Origin of the sequence: Ruegeria sp. AD91A (assembly GCF_003443535.1) — a bacterium.
Taxonomy (GTDB): domain Bacteria; phylum Pseudomonadota; class Alphaproteobacteria; order Rhodobacterales; family Rhodobacteraceae; genus Ruegeria.
The window spans coordinates 3,392,516-3,408,928 of sequence record NZ_CP031946.1; the positions used below are offsets into that span (position 1 = coordinate 3,392,516).

At 59.1% G+C, this 16,413-nt stretch carries 17 protein-coding genes; 9 read left to right on the forward strand and 8 right to left on the reverse strand.

Going from position 1 to position 16,413, the window contains the following annotated elements:
* The first annotated feature begins 39 nt into the window (after window positions 1-39).
* Window positions 40-945 (forward strand): EamA family transporter RarD, encoded by a 906-nt coding sequence (gene rarD / locus D1823_RS17020; protein ID WP_117872091.1) that lies wholly within the window; start codon window positions 40-42, stop codon window positions 943-945.
* Here the strand turns inward: rarD and D1823_RS17025 are convergent.
* Both D1823_RS17025 and D1823_RS17030 read right to left on the reverse strand, forming a co-directional pair.
* Complete coding sequence (locus D1823_RS17025) at window positions 936-1,646, reverse strand: SGNH/GDSL hydrolase family protein (protein WP_117872093.1); 711 nt, start codon at window positions 1,644-1,646, stop codon at window positions 936-938. The genes rarD and D1823_RS17025 overlap by 10 nt on opposite strands.
* Before the next feature lie 2 nt (window positions 1,647-1,648).
* Window positions 1,649-2,059 (reverse strand): nuclear transport factor 2 family protein, encoded by a 411-nt coding sequence (locus tag D1823_RS17030; protein ID WP_117872096.1) that lies wholly within the window; start codon window positions 2,057-2,059, stop codon window positions 1,649-1,651.
* Between the two features lie 96 nt (window positions 2,060-2,155).
* On the opposite strand from D1823_RS17030, the gene D1823_RS17035 reads away from it, so the two are divergent.
* Window positions 2,156-2,803, forward strand: a complete 648-nt coding sequence (locus tag D1823_RS17035) for an RluA family pseudouridine synthase (protein ID WP_117872098.1) — start codon at window positions 2,156-2,158, stop codon at window positions 2,801-2,803.
* A gap of 2 nt (window positions 2,804-2,805) precedes the next feature.
* On the opposite strand, the gene D1823_RS17040 is transcribed toward D1823_RS17035, so the two are convergent.
* Window positions 2,806-2,997, reverse strand: a complete 192-nt coding sequence (locus tag D1823_RS17040; protein ID WP_117872960.1) for a hypothetical protein — start codon at window positions 2,995-2,997, stop codon at window positions 2,806-2,808.
* A gap of 106 nt (window positions 2,998-3,103) precedes the next feature.
* On the opposite strand from D1823_RS17040, the gene D1823_RS17045 reads away from it, so the two are divergent.
* The 4 genes from D1823_RS17045 to D1823_RS17060 all read left to right on the forward strand — a co-directional run bounded on the left by D1823_RS17045 (window position 3,104) and on the right by D1823_RS17060 (window position 6,076).
* Entirely contained in the window at window positions 3,104-3,796 is a 693-nt protein-coding gene (locus tag D1823_RS17045; protein ID WP_117872100.1) for a YafY family protein, read from the forward strand.
* Window positions 3,797-3,922: 126 nt separating this feature from the next.
* Window positions 3,923-4,594 (forward strand): OmpA family protein, encoded by a 672-nt coding sequence (locus D1823_RS17050; protein ID WP_117872101.1) that lies wholly within the window; start codon window positions 3,923-3,925, stop codon window positions 4,592-4,594.
* A gap of 132 nt (window positions 4,595-4,726) precedes the next feature.
* Window positions 4,727-5,269, forward strand: coding sequence for an NADPH-dependent FMN reductase (locus D1823_RS17055; RefSeq protein WP_117872103.1), 543 nt, complete (start codon window positions 4,727-4,729; stop codon window positions 5,267-5,269).
* 15 nt (window positions 5,270-5,284) lie between these two features.
* Window positions 5,285-6,076 carry an acyl dehydratase gene (locus tag D1823_RS17060; RefSeq protein ID WP_117872105.1) on the forward strand — a complete coding sequence of 264 codons (792 nt, stop codon included), beginning with the start codon at window positions 5,285-5,287 and terminating at the stop codon, window positions 6,074-6,076.
* Here D1823_RS17060 and D1823_RS17065 read toward each other — a convergent pair.
* Window positions 6,068-7,105 carry an FAD-binding oxidoreductase gene (locus D1823_RS17065; protein WP_117872107.1) on the reverse strand — a complete coding sequence of 346 codons (1,038 nt, stop codon included), beginning with the start codon at window positions 7,103-7,105 and terminating at the stop codon, window positions 6,068-6,070. The two genes, D1823_RS17060 and D1823_RS17065, sit on opposite strands and share 9 nt — an antisense overlap.
* Window positions 7,106-7,160: 55 nt before the next feature.
* On the opposite strand from D1823_RS17065, the gene mnmD reads away from it, so the two are divergent.
* Together mnmD and D1823_RS17075 are read left to right on the forward strand one after the other, a co-directional pair.
* A complete protein-coding gene (mnmD, locus tag D1823_RS17070; RefSeq protein ID WP_117872109.1) occupies window positions 7,161-7,826 on the forward strand; it encodes a tRNA (5-methylaminomethyl-2-thiouridine)(34)-methyltransferase MnmD in 666 nt (221 codons plus the stop codon).
* Window positions 7,823-8,692: a DMT family transporter gene (locus D1823_RS17075; RefSeq protein WP_117872111.1), complete on the forward strand. Its 870-nt coding sequence runs from the start codon at window positions 7,823-7,825 to the stop codon at window positions 8,690-8,692. The genes mnmD and D1823_RS17075 overlap by 4 nt, the downstream gene beginning before the upstream one ends.
* On the opposite strand, the gene D1823_RS17080 is transcribed toward D1823_RS17075, so the two are convergent.
* Window positions 8,666-10,639, reverse strand: a complete 1,974-nt coding sequence (locus D1823_RS17080) for a lytic transglycosylase domain-containing protein (RefSeq protein WP_117872114.1) — start codon at window positions 10,637-10,639, stop codon at window positions 8,666-8,668. The two genes, D1823_RS17075 and D1823_RS17080, sit on opposite strands and share 27 nt — an antisense overlap.
* A 134-nt stretch (window positions 10,640-10,773) precedes the next feature.
* Between D1823_RS17080 and dapA the strand changes: the two genes are divergently transcribed.
* The gene (gene dapA, locus D1823_RS17085) at window positions 10,774-11,646 is read left to right on the forward strand and encodes a 4-hydroxy-tetrahydrodipicolinate synthase (RefSeq protein ID WP_117872116.1); all 873 of its coding nucleotides are present in this window, start codon (window positions 10,774-10,776) and stop codon (window positions 11,644-11,646) included.
* Window positions 11,647-11,778: 132 nt separating this feature from the next.
* Here dapA and D1823_RS17090 read toward each other — a convergent pair whose 3' ends face one another.
* From D1823_RS17090 to D1823_RS17100, 3 genes are all read right to left on the reverse strand, one after another.
* Window positions 11,779-12,651 (reverse strand): DmsC/YnfH family molybdoenzyme membrane anchor subunit, encoded by an 873-nt coding sequence (locus D1823_RS17090; protein ID WP_117872118.1) that lies wholly within the window; start codon window positions 12,649-12,651, stop codon window positions 11,779-11,781.
* Window positions 12,651-13,400 (reverse strand): 4Fe-4S dicluster domain-containing protein, encoded by a 750-nt coding sequence (locus tag D1823_RS17095; RefSeq protein WP_117872120.1) that lies wholly within the window; start codon window positions 13,398-13,400, stop codon window positions 12,651-12,653. Before D1823_RS17095 ends, D1823_RS17090 begins: the two co-directional genes overlap by 1 nt.
* A 109-nt stretch (window positions 13,401-13,509) precedes the next feature.
* Window positions 13,510-16,329 (reverse strand): molybdopterin oxidoreductase family protein, encoded by a 2,820-nt coding sequence (locus tag D1823_RS17100; protein WP_117872122.1) that lies wholly within the window; start codon window positions 16,327-16,329, stop codon window positions 13,510-13,512.
* Window positions 16,330-16,413: the final 84 nt, after the last annotated feature.

Genomic DNA, 16,413 nt, shown 5'->3' on the forward strand with positions numbered 1-16,413 from the left:
TCTGCCGTAAACCGAACCGGTAGCAACCGGAGACCCGATGTGGCTGACCCGCTCTTACCTACTCAGAACACGGACACACCAAAAGGACTTGCGTTGGCAGTCACGGCTTATGTCCTGTGGGGGTTCCTGCCTCTGTATATGAAAGCGTTGGATCATATGGGGCCGGTCGAGGTCGTGGCGCATCGTGTTATCTGGTCAGTACCCGTGGCGGGTTTGTTGCTAGTGGTACTGGGCCGAACCCGGGATCTGAAGGCCGCGCTTGGCAATCCGAAGATGTTAGGCATGGCCGCTTTGACAGCTGCGCTAATTTCCGTGAACTGGGCGATTTACGTATGGGCCATTTCTACGGGTAACGCGTTGGATGCTGCGCTGGGATATTACATCAACCCTCTGTTCAGTATTGCGCTGGGGGCGGTCTTGTTGAGGGAACCCCTGACAAGGACACAACTTTTCGCGGTCGGGTTGGCTGCGATGGGTGTGGTGGTACTTGTGGTAGAAGCCGGTCGATTGCCTTGGGCCGCTCTTGGGTTGATGGTCAGCTGGGGGTTCTACGCGTTTTTCAAACGCTCGCTGCCGATTGGGCCGAACCAGGGTTTTCTGCTTGAGGTCCTGATCCTTTTGATTCCGGCACTGGTTTATATCACCTTTCTGGGTGTGCAGGGCACAGGTCATTTCGGCGTGGCGATGTCGGACACTCTATTGTTGTCCTGCGCCGGGGTTGTGACGGCCGTGCCGTTGCTGGTTTACGCAAATGGCGCAAAACTGGTGCGCCTGTCCACGATGGGCATCCTGCAATACATTGCGCCGACCATGATTTTCATTACAGCAATAACCCTGTTCGGTGAGAAGATAGACACAGGCCGGATGATTGCGTTCCCACTGATCTGGGCGGCTCTGGTTGTTTACTCGATCCCTCTGATCCGGCAGGTGCGCACTCAGGCCTGAAGCAACAGACGCGCGGCTGCATCTGCCCAAAGCGCATACGCCCGGGGGCTGGGATGATAGCCATCCGGTGCAGCCAGCGCCGGGTCGTCCGGCAGGTCGAGTGGCAGGTGTTGAACATGCGGAAAAGCAGCCGCAACCTCTTGCAGCCCCTGGTCCAGGCGCGCGGCCTGGCATCCAAGCACCCAGGCCAGCGGCTGAGGCAAGGCCGGAAACCTGTTCATCTGCGGGACAGCGGTTACGACGATGCGACGAGCGCCCAGGCCTTCGGAAAGTAAGCGGATGAGACGGGTCTGGCGGCTTGTAAATTGCCCACGTGTCACGGCTCGGGTGACATCATTGACTCCGAGTGCCGTAACGACAGCATCGAATTCGCCATCTATTTGCGTCAGGCGGTCAATCGTATCCTGGGTGGTGTGCCCGGTTGCCGCTTCCAGCTGCCATTCGACCGCGTAGTGCCTGGCCAGACGGTTGACCAGATGTCCGGATAACGCCTGATCCTGCGTGCCTGCGCCCACTCCGGCTGCCGAGCTATCACCGATGATCAGAAGCCGCAGACGCGGCCCGCGACCTCTGCGGCCCTCGCGCGCGCCGGTCGGTTCCGGCAGCAGCTGAGCGTTCCGTCGCACCGATAGGCCCTGCGCGGCAAGCACCGGAAGCAAAGGCACCCGCAAAATCTGATCGACAGATAAGGAACGCGGCATTGTCAGCTCAGCGCGTTTTTGAATTCAAGAAAACGAGCGTCGGTCATGACCCGCGCCATCATGGCATCGCGCAAGGCACCCACCGTTTTGTAGGGGCGCATGACGACTTCGAAAGTCTGAATCAACCCGCTGTCATTCAGCGTAACAAGATCCACGCCGATACCATCCAGATCACCGACTTTGCATTGGAACTCCAACGCCCAGTCTTTCCCGTCGCCCATGACGCGCCGATAACGAAAACCTGAAAACACCTGCCCGACATGCCCCAGAACGGCAGCGACCGGAGCGCGCCCTGTCCAGGTGCTGTAGTAGGTTGGTGGCAGGAACTGCACATCTTCGGCCAAGAGTTCGTGGATCAAGGCCTCATCGCCTTTCGCGACAACCTCTTGCATGCGTTCAATTGTCGGGTGCATGGCATCTCCTCCGCTTTTGGGGTGAAGGTCACCGAACATGGGCGGGCATGCAAGGACGACGTTGCGGGAGGTCACGAGCTGGGATAGGCACCCTGCATGAGCGACACCTATGATCCCCCTCAAACCCCGCTGGATGTGTTGCATGAAGATGCGCAGCTGATCGTGGTGAACAAGCCTTCGGGCTTGCTTTCGGTTCCGGGACGGGGCGCGCATCTGTCAGATTGTCTGTTGACCCGTGTGCAGGATGCATTTCCACAAGCACTGCTGGTGCACCGGTTGGACCGGGATACGTCCGGTGTCATGGTCTTTGCCCAAACGCCGCACGCGCAGCGCAACCTGAGCATGCAATTCGAGCAGCGTCAGACCCGCAAAACCTATGTAGCCCGTGTCTGGGGGCAGCTGGAACCCAAGACCGGTACCGTTGACCTGCCTCTGATTGTGGACTGGCCCAACCGGCCCAGACAGATGGTTTGTCATGCGACGGGCAAACCTGCCGTGACGGACTGGCGCGTTGTGAAGACCGAAGGCGATACGACGCGTGTGCGTCTGTTTCCCAAAACGGGCCGGTCTCATCAGCTTCGCGTTCACATGCAGGCGCTGGGCCACCCGATCCTGGGCGATCCATTCTATGCGACAGGCGATGCGCTGGACTTCCCCAGATTGATGCTGCATTCAGAAGAGCTGCGCCTGAAGCACCCGGAAGGTGGGGTTTCGATGAAGTTTCGGGCCCGGCCCGAGTTCTGATTTCACGCCGTGCTGGTCCAGAGCATCTTCAGATTTCCCAGCGAAAAACGTCTTGATCGTTTCTTTGAAACAGGTTGCTTGCACTGCCGGGCCATGGCGATTTCGCGCTCGATCTCGAAGGCGCGCAGGGTGTGGTCCTGAGACCATTGCCCCAGCCTGAGTGTCATCATGACGTGGGTGTCGAAGTAAGGCATTTTTCGTGCTCCTTTTTTCGATGCCATTCCAATCTGGCCCATCACTCCTGACACCTTCTTGTCAGTGGGGTGTGCTAGGGTGTCAGCATGTTGACAGGAGGATGCCATGCGCCGTTCGACCCGATTGTTTGAAATCATCCAGATCCTGCGGGCTGCGGGCGCTCCGGTCACGGCAGAGGCGCTGGCCGCAAGGTTGGAGGTGTCCGTGCGCACGGTCTATCGGGACATTGCCGAGTTACAGGCGCAACGGACGCCCATCGAAGGAGAGGCCGGTATTGGGTACGTGATGCGACGCGGCTACGATTTGCCGCCGCTCAATTTCGATGCAGAAGAAGTTGAGGCTTTGTGGGTTGGCCTGTCCCTTCTTGCACGTACCGGCGACAGCCACCTGCAAAGGGCCGCCAACCGGATATGCCAGAAGATAGACGCGCTGCATTGTCCTGCAGACTGGCTACAGGTGGCGCCATGGGGTGCCCCGGCGGACGATCCGGAAAAGGGTTGTGTATCGATCGCACATTACCGCGAGGCCATTCGGGCAGAACGGAAAATTCGTATCACCTATGAAGATGGCGAAGGCGAACGCACGGCCCGGGTCGTGCGTCCTCTGGCGCTGATCTACCACATCGAATGCACGATGCTGGCAGGCTGGTGTGAACTGCGCAACGGCTTTCGCCATTTCCGCACCGACCGTATCTGGTCCAGCGAATGCACGGAAGAAAGCTTTTCAGGACAGAGCAGGTCGTTGCGCGATCTCTGGCAGGAACAGCAGAATACAGAAACGCTCGTTGAATCGGTGTGAATACGTGTTTGGCGGGTATTCGCCTACTTCACCGCATTGTTGCTTGAGCCACCAAGCCTGCACAGTGATATACTGAGGAAAACGAAGCATGCCCGAATAACGGGTGCTGGAGCAGAAGGTGATATCATGACGATTTCCAAGTTTTTCGTGGCCACAGGCTTGTGTTCAGCCCTTGTGTTGGCGGCCTGTACCGATCCGGCCACGCTGACAGTACAAAACGATCCGAACCAGAACGCCAAACAGGGCGCCGTATTGGGTGGTCTGGTTGGCGCTGGTATCGGGGCGATTGCCAATAACTCGAACCCGGGTCTTGGTGCGCTGGCCGGTGCTGCAATCGGTGCTGCCGGGGGCGGTGTGATTGGCAATCAACTGGACAAGCAGGCCGCGGAGCTGCGTCAACAGCTGGCAAATGACGGAATTACAATCGTCAACGCAGGCGATCGCCTGATTGTGACGGTCCCGAATGATATCACCTTTGACACCGACAGTTCGACCGTGCGCCCGGCGCTGCGGTCTGATCTGGTGAAAGTGGGCCAGAACCTGGTTAACTACCCGAACTCGAACGTGCAGATCATCGGTCATACCGACAGCGACGGAGACGCAACATACAATCAGGGCCTGTCAGAGCGTCGCGCAAATGCCGTGGCCGATATTCTTCAGGCCAATGGTGTCAGCTACAACCGTATTCGCACGATCGGGCAGGGCGAAAACAACCCTGTCGCCTCCAACCTCACGCCGGAAGGAAAATCGCAAAACCGGCGTGTCGAGATTGTCGTGGTGCCCAGCGGAAACGCGTAACCACTGCGTACTGTGAACAGCGGGGTCGCCCTTTGGGCGGCCCCGTTCGCGCATTGACTGTGCGTCAAATGGGGTTTGGATCAGGGTGAACTCGGTCTAACTTGCGACAAACACAGAAACGGAGCTTTCCCGATGTCCCAACCGACCCTTCTTGGCCTGTCCGGGTCCCTGCGCCAGAACGCGACCAACCGTAAGCTTCTGCGCGAGGCGGCACGGTTGTTCGATCCGGTGAGCTTTGTCGAAGCGGATTTGAACCTGCCCCTCTACGATGGTGATCTGGAAGACGAAGAAGGGATTCCCGAGACGGTTCAGACGCTGGCCAATCAGATCGCGCAAGCCGATGCGGTGATCATTTCGACACCTGAGTACAACAAGGGTCCATCAGGCGTTCTGAAGAACGCGCTGGATTGGGTCAGCCGTACGCAAGGCAATCCATGGGCCGACAAACCGGTTGCGGTAATGTCGGCGGCCGCTGGTCGTGCAGGCGGGGAACGGGCGCAGATGATCCTGCGGGCCTGTATGGTTCCCTTTCAGCCGCGCATCCAGCAGGGGCCCGAAATCCATCTGGCGAACAGTTCGAGTGAGTTCGACGATCAGGGGAAGCTGCGTTCGGATCGATACGAAAAGCCTTTGCATGAATTGATGCAGAAACTTCGGGCCGAGGCCGGTTTCTGAGCGCGGGTCAGGCAAATGACGCAAGAGCTACAGACCGATCTCTTGGACCCGGCGCGAGCGGCCGCATTTCAGGTGGCGCTGGGCGCTGTGCCTACGATCGCCAGTGGTTCGGATTTGCCGCCCTTCTTCCATCAGCTTTATTTCTGGACCGCGCAACCGGCTGCCGCATTGGGCAGGGATGGGCATCCCAAGGTTGGGGGCCTGATCCCGGATATGGGGTTGCCGCGCAGAATGTGGGCCGGGGGGCGGTTGACCTTTCACGCGCCATTGGTTGCAGGGATCACCGCCGAAAAGAAATCGGTTCTTGAAAGTCAAGGCACCAAGGTGGGGCGGTCCGGCCCGTTGGGCTTTGTCACTTTACGGCACGAGATCTGGCAGAACGGTCAGTTGCGCCTGACAGAGTGGCAGGATCTCGTCTATCGCGAAGATCCTGCGCCGGATGCTGAAATGCCTCAACCGCCCAGAGCGCGCACCGATGAAACTGATGTCCGCGAAGTCGGGTTCGATTCAACGTTGTTGTTCCGCTACTCGGCTCTGACCTTCAATGGCCACCGTATTCACTATGATCTGGACTATGCGCGCGATGTGGAAGGATACGGCGGGCTGGTCGTGCACGGGCCGCTATTGGCGCAACTTCTGATGCTGTTCGCGGTCGACCTGAGCGGTCCGCTTGCATCGTTTTCGTTCCGTGCGACTTCACCGTTGATGCATTTCGAAACCGCCCAGTTGTGCCGGAGAAATGAAAACATGTGGGTGCGCGGCCCTGACGGGCGGCAATGCATGCAGGCCGTCGTACAGTCACAGTGAGGCTTCGGGCCGGAACTCATCAGGGATCGTATCCCGGTCTTCCAGCATAAGATCGGCCATGACCTCGGCGATTTTGGGGGCCATGCCGAACCCGATTTTGAACCCGCCATTGGCGATGAACTGACCGTGATGCAGTGGATGTGCCCCCAACATCGGCGCACGGCTTTTGCTGCGTGGGCGCACTCCGGCCCAGCGTTCGATCACCTCGGCCCCATGCAACAGAGGCAGTGCACGCGTGGCGCGGTCGATCACATCATCCAGCGACTCGTCCGTGCTGGTTGGGTCATCGTAGTCCCGTTCCGAGGTTGATCCTATCGCAAGTGTTCCGTCAGCATGAGGCACAATGTGAACCGTGTCGGCGAATAGTTGCGGCACTTCTCCCGCGTCGAAGCGCAACAGGGCGGCTTGTCCTTTGACACCGTTCCCAATGGTCTTGCCGTAGGCTGTGTTCAGTTCCTGTAATCCTGCAATGCCGGTAGCGTGGACAATTTGTCCCTTGTTGTCATCGCCATCTCTGACAACCTGGACGCCCATGACTTCGAGAGCAGCGACAAGAGCGGCGCAGGCCCGCCTTGGGTGTATCCGTGCCGTCAACGTATCCCGGATGACAAAACCTGTGGGGCTGGGCGGGCACCATGAACCCGCTTGGGCCGTGGTGACGACACGCCATTCCGCGCGGCCTTGCCAAAGCTCATCTGCGGTTCCTGCGCGTTGGCGGGCCAATTCCAGACCACGCGCGTCCGGGATTGGTTGAAGACGGCCCAGCCGGCCGTAGCCGGGAGAAACCCCGCCGGTGTATTCGACCTGTCGCCAGAACGGTTCAGCCATAATCAGGCTGTCGAACTGAAAAGCTTTCTTGGCGTTCCAGTTTTCCGGCACATGCGGGGCCAACGAGCCGACCAGACCTCCGCTGGATCCCGCGCCCGGTCCGAACGGATCGACAACCTGCACGTTTGCGCCGCGTCGCGCACAAATCCAGGCGATGGACAGGCCGAAAATTCCTGCGCCGCGAACCGTCACATCGACCATTGCCAATTTCCTTTACGTTGTTCAGTGTCGCGCCGCTTAGCTACAGGATTCCCCGATGGCAGACCAGCGCGCCAAATTGACGTGGACCGAAGATCAGATCCCGGTCTCGGATTGCTTCGACGACCCTTATTACTCGTTGCAGAACGGGCTGGAAGAGACGCGCCATGTGTTTCTGGCGGGAAATGATTTGCCTGCGCGGTTTACGCCAGGGTTTCACATTGCCGAGTTGGGTTTTGGCACCGGCCTGAACCTGCTGACGGCCTGGTCAGAATGGGAGGCATCCGGCCAGAAAGGGCCATTGCGTTTTACCAGTTTCGAAGCCTTTCCCATGGCCGTGGAAGACATGCAACGTGCGCTTGAGTCCTTTCCTGAATTGCATCCGTGGAGCAGCCGGTTTCTGGTGCATTGGACGGGGCGCACATGTACATTGGAGTCGCTTCAGTTTGAGGTGGTGATCGGCGACGCGCGCGAGACATTGCCGAACTGGGAGGGTATGGCAGATGCCTGGTTTCTCGACGGCTTTTCACCGGCCAAGAACCCTGAATTGTGGGGTGCGGACCTGATGCAGGAAGTGGCAAACCACACTGCCACGGGGGGGACGGCGGCCACGTATACGGCCGCTGGTTTTGTGCGTCGGGGGCTTGAGGGTGCCGGTTTCAACGTTACCCGCACGCCCGGCTATGGCCGCAAGCGGCACATGACGCGGGCACACAAGGCATGACCCAGAAGAACAATGTAGGCGCGGGCATCGGCTTGATGGTGGGCGCGACGATTGTCTTTGCCCTGCAGGACGGTATCTCGCGCCATCTGGCCGGAACCTACAACACCTACATGGTGGTCATGATCCGCTATTGGTTCTTTGCGGCTTTCGTCATCGCTCTGGCTGCGCGGGCCCCAGGTGGGTTGAAGGCGGCCACAAAGACCAATCAGTTGGGTTTGCAGATTGTGCGGGGCGTGTTGCTGGCTGCCGAAATATGCATCGCGGTGTTCGGGTTTACGGTCCTTGGCCTGATCGACAGTATGGCCGTCTTCATCTGCTATCCTTTGCTTGTCGCCGCGCTGAGCGGGCCGGTTCTGGGTGAAAATGTCGGATGGCGGCGGTGGGTCGCGATCGGCGTAGGATGCATCGGAGTTCTGATCATTCTGCAACCGGGTGCCGGGGTCTTTAACCCGTGGGCTGTCATACCTTTGATCTCTGCGTTTCTGTTTGCGATCTATGGTCTTTTGACGCGATATGTTGCCCGCAAGGACAGCGCGGCGACCAGCTTTTTCTGGACCGGTGTCGCCGGTGCCGTGGCGATGACCGTGTTTGGCATGTGGTTCTGGGAGCCGATGGCGCGCGGCGATTGGCTCTGGATGGCGCTGCTTTGCGTCAGTGGGGTATTCGGGCACTGGTTGCTGATCAAGTGTTATGAGATGGCCGAAGCCAGTGCGGTTCAACCCTTTGCATATTTCCACCTGGTTTGGAACGCGATCCTGGGAATTTCGATCTTTGGTGAAATGTTGCGCCCCGAAGTCGTGGCGGGAGCAACCATCGTCGTGGCCGCAGGCCTGTTCACCTTATGGCGCGAACGCCGCCAGAGATGAACCGATCAGCTCCTGCGAAAAAGGAATCGGAAGGGCGGCCTGCCCCAGGCGGGCACGGTAGACAGGCAGGCTTTCGGTCACGCGCATAACGTAGTTCCGCGTTTCGCTGAACGGGATCGTCTCGATCCAGTCGACGATATCAACCTCGCCAGCGCGCGGATCACCATAGCGTTCCATCCACGAGATCGGTCGTCTTGGCCCGGCGTTATACCCCGCGGCCATCATCACCACGTTGCCGTTGAAATCGGCCGCCAGACCGGAAAGGTAGTTGGCCCCAAGCTTTGCGTTGTATTTCCAGTCGGTGGTCAATCGCCCGGTTTGATGGCCGCCGAGAATGCCCAACTCACCTGCAACCAGCTTGGCCGTGGCGGGCATTACCTGCATCAGACCGCGCGCTCCTGCACCGCTGACAACAACCGGGTCGAACTCGCTTTCGCGGCGCGCGATGGCCAGTGTCATTTCCTTTGCCATAGGCAATCGAATATCGGCCACCGGGTGAACCGGGTAATAGGCCGCAGGAAGGACAGTACCGTTGGTCGCCGCCCGTTTGGCGATCATTACGGCCAGATGCGGTTGTTGCAGTTCAATCACCAGATCGCCCAGTTGACTGGCCTGCACTGGATCAAGGCCTTCGACCAGATGGGTCAGGAACCTTTCAGACAGGGTTGCTTCTCCGTCTTTCAGCAGTAGCAACCCGGCCTCTAAAACGCTGGAATCGGCAAACTCCGCCTGCCGCCAATGCGGTGCGCGACGCGGATTGGCAATTTCCGAATCAAAGGGCCGCCCTATCCGTTCCGCAGCCAGCAGGCCGTAGAATGAGGTCTGGTAATCAGCCCCAATCGCGTAGGCGTCATACGCCTTTTCCGCGTCACCCAGTTCCGCGTAGGCGCGCCCAAGCCAATAGCCACCACGCCCTTTTGAAATCGGAGATTTGACCGCGTCCAAAAAATTCTGGAAATGGCGAACGGCCGTGGCTGGATCATTCAGCTTTCGAAGAGCCAGAAACCCGGCCAGCCACTCAAGATCGGCATAGCCGTATCCCATCTCAGGGGTCATGTGATGATTGGCGGCCACATCATATGCGCGCGCCGCACGGCCTGATCGCATCTCCAGCCGGGCGAGCCGGCGTCGTCCTTCGGCCCATTTGTCGGGCTCACCCAAGGCGTCAGGCCCGGTTGAACGCGCCAGCATCAGATCGACGGCGCTGTCATCCAGCTCTTTCTTGTCGCGCCAGACAAAACGGTCGAATGCCAGCCCCGGCGCATCTGCCAGAGACTTCGGAACTGCCGACACCTTGGTGTCCACGCCGGGTTGGCGTTTCTGCAACGCTATGCGCGCTTCTGCCAGTTTACGTTCGTCCGAACTGACCAAAGGCAACATCTGCCCGGCGCTCACAAGATGACCGTCCCACAACATTCTGTCCAACCGCGCTGCGTGATGCGGTTTCAGCAATGTGGCAAAGTTCTCCAGATAGCTCCTTTGCAGGCCCGAGCCCATTGGCATGGTGCGCCAGGCGGTCACAATGTCAGCCTCCGCCTCTCCGGTGCGTCCCTTGGCTTTCAGGGCAACGGCATAGTTCAATGCGCCCTCTGCTGTCTGAGGCGGCATGTCGGCGTAGAATTTCAAAACCCTGTCCGGATCGGCTCCGGTGAAAACAGGCTCGCTCTTGCGGCGCAGCCATGCCAGCCCGGGCCAGTCCGGGCGACGTTCAAGAAACACCAGTACGTCGCCAGAGCTGCCGAAGCCTTCGCGCAGCCAGTGCCAGACGATGATATCGCGCGATACGGAACCCCGCTGGCCGGATACGCGCAATGCGGCGTTCCAGTCGCCTTTGCGCATCTCGTTGAGCCCGGCGCGTAAATCAGCCGAAGCGTCTGCCTGCGCAGAGTGCGGTGCTGTCACCAAATACAGAATCACAGCAGTCAACAGTGCCAGAAAGCGTGTCATCCCTTGCATTTCCCAACCAACCGAGGATAGAGCCTGTGAGGATAAACCGTGTGTCGCCGGGATCAACTCACAAAGCTGGAAACGTGAGAGACCGCGGCGCAAAAACAGCAAAATGCACCTTGAAGGAGCGTGTCATGTTCAAAGGCTCGATGCCAGCCCTCGTCACCCCGTTCAACAACGGCGAGTTGGACCTGAAGACGCTCAAACATTTTGTGGATTGGCAGATATCCGAAGGTTCGACCGGGCTGGTGCCTGTCGGAACCACCGGCGAAAGCCCGACGCTCAGCCACGAAGAGCATGAAACGGTAATCGAAGAGGTTGTCAAAACGGCCGCGGGCCGCGTTCCGGTCATTGCCGGTGCCGGGTCGAACAACACGGTCGAAGCTGTCCGCTTCGTTCAATTCGCTGAAAAAGTCGGGGCGGATGCCGCGCTGGTCGTTACGCCGTATTACAACAAACCGACTCAGCGCGGTCTGATCGCGCATTTCGAGGCTCTGCATGCGGCCGCGGATATCCCGATCATCATCTACAACATTCCAGGCCGTTCAGTCATTGATATGACGCCTGCCACAATGGGTGAACTGGCCAAGCTTCCCCGTATCGTCGGGGTCAAGGATGCAACGGGCGACCTGGCCCGTGTCAGCCAGCAGCGCGCTGCCTGTGGCGCAGATTTCTGCCAACTGTCCGGCGAAGACGCCACGGCCCTTGGGTTCAATGCCCATGGTGGTGTTGGCTGCATCTCGGTGACTGCAAACGTGGCACCCAAGCTCTGCGCCGAATTCCAGCAGGCCACGCTGGCTGGAGATTATGCAAAAGCGTTGGAGTATCAGGACAAACTGATGCCGCTGCATGAGGCGATCTTCATCGAGCCGGGCCTTGTCGGTGCCAAATATGCGCTCAGCAAACTGGGCCTTTGTAGTACCGAAGTCCGCTCCCCTCTGACCGAGCTGGAAGACAGCACCAAGGATGCAATTGAGGCCGCAATGGCCCATGCTGGCCTGATCTGACTGGTATTTCAGAATACGACGAAGGGCGGCCTCGAACCTTGAGCGCCGCCCTTTTTTCGATGTATCCAGACTTCATCTGGCTAAAAATATCCCGGGGAAGTCGCGGCTTGCCGCGATGGGGGCAGAGCCCCTCTACCGTTTCCCGTAGTAGAGCCCGACGACATGTTCGGCCTGCGCAAAAAACAACCAGCGCGACGTTGCCACGCCTGCCAGGTGGGATGCCACAGCCAACAGGGCGAAGACGTGATTGAACGGCAATAGCAGAAGCAAAACCGGCAGTACAAAGGCCAGAACAAACGAGATTACCCGCAGTTTCTCTGCGTGTTTGCGACCCACCACGTGAACAAACTCCCGCAGTAGATAATTGGTTCCGGTATGCGGCGGCTCAAAGGCGCGGACGGAGCCGCGTGCGCCAAGCCCGGTGGCTGTTCCCAGGTCCGTTCCCGATGATGCAAACGCCTGATCCCCCTTGCGCCAGTACAGGATCTGCACCAGCGCCGCGATCAGCAGCAGAGGTAGAGCTGCGCTTGTCTGACCAGCCAGCAATGCACCGCCGGCCAGGCTGAAGCTGAGGAACATGGCGGGTGTCAGGTTCATATTCCAGCGTGGGATGGTCTTGAGCTGCGTGTAGATCATCGAGGTCGTAAACACTGTGGCCAGCGACAGCACTGCGCCGATCCAACCCAGAAAACTCCAGCGTTGGTCAAGAAACACCACGCCAATCGCATAGAGTCCCATGATGACCAGCGCGAGTACGGCACACCAACCTTCACGGCTGAGCCAGCTGGTTTTCCATTGAGTGAAGGCCTTCAAGGCCCGTTCCGGATGGCCGAGGTGGAACGTCGAGGCCAAAAGCCCGCCGACGGCCAGACCATAGGCAATGGCGAAGAACACAAAAGCTATCCAACCCGAGACAGCCGGAAACCCCAGGCCAAGGAAGAACAGCAGTCCAAATCCCAGACCTGACAGGGTGGTGAACAGGATGACGGAGGGTGCGGGATGCATCAGAGTTTCTCCAACGTCTTGTCGAGCCAGCCGAGGAACCCTTTGGGCTCGTCGGCGATGGGTGCCAGCAGGGGGGCCAGTATGTCGATCTGGTCTTCCACTGTGTCCTTGGGGCGCGGGGGCAGGTATTTGTTGACGGGTTTGGTGCCCATTTCCGGCATCAAATCCATGCCGCCTCGTTCTGCAACCAGCTGGCTGACATCGCTGTCAGGGTCGCCCAGATCGCCAAAGTGCCTTGCGCCCGCAGGGCAGGTGCGAACACAGGAGGGGATACGGTCGACTTCTGGGAGGTTCTCGTTGTAGATGCGGTCAACACAAAGTGTGCATTTCTTCATCACGCCTTCGGCCATATCCAGTTCCCGCGCACCGTAGGGGCAGGACCAGGCGCACAGGCCGCATCCGATACAATCGATTTCATTGACCAACACGATGCCATCCTCGACCCGCTTGTAGCTGGCTCCGGTGGGGCAAACGGTAACGCAGGGCGCGTCTTCGCAATGCAGGCAGGATTTTGGGAAGTGGATCAGCTGGGCGTGCCCATCGGCAGGTTGCACTTCGTAGGAATGCACGCGGTTGAGGAAGGTGCCCGAAGGGTTTGCACCGTAGGCGTCCTGATCCGAAAGCGGGGCCCCGTAGTTTTCAGTGTTCCAGCCTTTACAGGAAACAACGCAGGCGTGGCAGCCAACACAGGTGTCCAGGTCGATGACCAGACCCATCTTGCGGTCGGTGGAGTTTGGTAGCTGGGTCATGTCAGTGAACCTCTGCTGTGGGGGGCAGGTGAGGGGGTCAGCCCCCTCTTGAGCCTGCGGCTCAATTCACCCCCGGGGTATTTTTGGCCAGATAAAGTGCGGATCCGGGTCATTTGCCCACCTTCCAGACCAGGTTCTCAGGGCCGGTTCCGACCGGAGATTGGATCGGGTCGAAATTCGGCTGGCTTTGCGCATCGGCGGGCGCGTCGGTTTTTTCGATTTTAACCTTCAGGTCGAACCATGCCGCCTGACCTGTGATCGGGTCCGAGTTGGCCCAGCGCATTCCATCTTCTTTGGACGGCAGCAATTCGTGAATCAGGTGGTTGAGCAGGAAACCTTTGGTCGCCTCCGGCGCGTCGTTCTGCAAGGCCCAGGCACCTTTGCGTTTGCCGATTGCGTTCCACGTCCAGACCGTGTTGTCGTTCAGCGCGGCCATCTCCATCACAGGCACGGTGATCTCACCATGGGGGGAACTGACTTTTGCCCAGTCTCCGTCTTGCAGGTTGTGTTCTCGCATTAGTTTGGTCGGGACATAAAGCGGGTTGTGCCCGTGCAATTGGCGCAGCCAAGCGTTCTGTGTACCCCAACTGTGATACATGGCCATTGGGCGTTGGGTCAGGGCGTTGACGGTGAAGCCTTCATTGCCCTGCTGGTCGGTTTCGTACCAGATCGGCAGCGGATCCATGGTGTCCTTGATGCGCTGGCGCAGGTGCTCGGGCGGCTGGCGGTCTCCGTGACCTTCGGCAGCCAGCTGGAAACGGCGCATCGGTTCGGAATAGAGCTGGAACAGATAGGGCTGAGGGCTGTCATAGATGCCCATCCCCACGGCCCAGTCCTGATACGCGGTGTTCCACGGCTTGTAGTAATCCGCGCCTTCCGGGATATGCGCCACATAAAACCCGCCGTTTTCGATATACTGGTTCAGCTGGTTCGGATTGACTTCGCCGCGGCCTTCCTTGTCGCCGTCCGGCCCCCGGAAGCCGGCCAGCGGGCCGATGCCGGGACGTCGTTCGTGGTTGACGATGTAATCTGCGTAGTCTTTCCACTTTGGGCTGCCGTCCTCATTCGTGAAACCCGGCAGGCTCATGCGGTTGGCCAGTTCGATCAGAACCGACTGGAAGCCACGCACGTCACGGTCGGGTTCGACCACCGGCCAGCGAATGGCGTCTGCTGCGGCGTCGGCCTCGCAGATCGGGCGATCCAGCAGAGAGATACAGTCGTGCCGCTCGAGATAGGTGGTGTCGGGCAGGATCAAGTCGGCATAAGCCACCATTTCCGAAGAATAGGCATCGGAGTAAATGATGCGCGGGATGACGTAATTGCCGTCTTCGGTTTTGGCCGTCAGCATCTCCATCACACCTTTGGTGTTCATGGAGGAGTTCCACGACATGTTCGCCATATACATGAACAGCGTGTCGATCTTGTAGGGATCACCGGCAGCCGCGTTCGAGATCACCATATGCATCAACCCGTGCACGGACATCGGGTTTTCCCAGGTAAATGCCTTGTCGATGCGCTGAGGTGTACCGCAGTCGTCCAGCAGCAGGTCTTCGGGACCCCGTGGAAAGCCCAGATGCGGGCCGTTCAGCGGGCGTCCTGGTCGCCTGTCGCCATGGGGGGTCGGGTGCGCTTCAACCGGTTTGGGGTAGGGTGGCTTGAAGCGGAAACCGCCTGGCACCTCGACTGTTCCCAGCAGGATCTGAAGCACGTGCAGAGCGCGGCAGGTCTGGAATCCGTTGGCATGGGCCGAAATGCCCCGCATGGCATGGAAGCTGACGGGACGACCAGTCATCTTGGTGTGCTTTTCACCCCGAAAATCAACCCATTCCTGATCCAGTTCGATCGCTTCGTCAAAGGCGACCCGGGCGATTTCGGCGGCAATAGCCCGGATACGTTGGGCGGGGATGCCACAGCGATTGGCCACCGCCTCGGGCGCGTGTTCGTCGCTGAGGTATTTCTCGGCCATCAGGTGGAAAACGGGACGGTGCGTCACACCGTCCTTGTCATAGGTCGCCGACAGGTCCGGGCGCACGCCGGGCTTGTCGAATGCGGTTGGCTTGCCCGTTTTGCGATCAATAACCAGCGGCTTGCCGTCCTCGTCGCGCAGGAACAGACCCTTTTCCGCACCCTCGCTAGCGTTCAACAGAACCGGCGCATTGGTATAGCGGCTCAGGTAATCCAGATCGATCTTGCCGGCTTTCATCAGCACGTGGATCAGCGACAAAATGAACAGCCCATCCGTTCCGGGTGTGATGCCGACCCAGTCATCGGCAACAGCGTTATAGCCCGAGCGGATAGGATTCACGCCGATCATCCGCGCGCCGCGTGCCTTGATCTTGCCAATCCCCATTTTTATCGGGTTGCTGTCGTGATCCTCGGCCACGCCAAAGAGCATGAACAGTTTGGTGTGATCCCAATCGGGCTGACCAAACTCCCAAAACGCGCCACCCATCGTGTAAATACCGCCGGCGGCCATGTTGACCGAGCAGAAGCCGCCATGGGCTGCATAGTTCGGAGTGCCGAAATTCTGGGCCCAGAAACTGGTGAAGCTCTGACTCTGGTCGCGGCCAGTGAAGAAGGCCAGCTTTTGCGGTGCGGTTTCATGCAGTTCGTTCAGCCAGCCAACAGCAGTGCTGAGCGCCTCGTCCCACTCGATTTCGCGAAATTCACCCGAGCCGCGTGGGCCGACACGCTTGAGCGGTTTGCGTAGGCGAGAGGGGGCGTTGACCTGCATAATCCCGGCAGAGCCCTTGGCACACAGCACACCCTTGTTGACCGGGTGGTCTCGGTTTCCTTCAATATAGGCAACCTTGCCGTCTTTCATGTGAACGTTGATGCCGCAGCGGCAGGCGCACATATAACAGGTGGTTTTGCGGACCTCGTCCGAAACTTTCGGAGACGTTTCAAGGATCGGCTGCTGATGGGTCATTGGCGGGTCCTGTCGGTTGTGTCGGGAGGACTGTGTCACTTTCCTTCCGGTTTGAGAACATCGTTCTGGAAACGACGCGAGTTC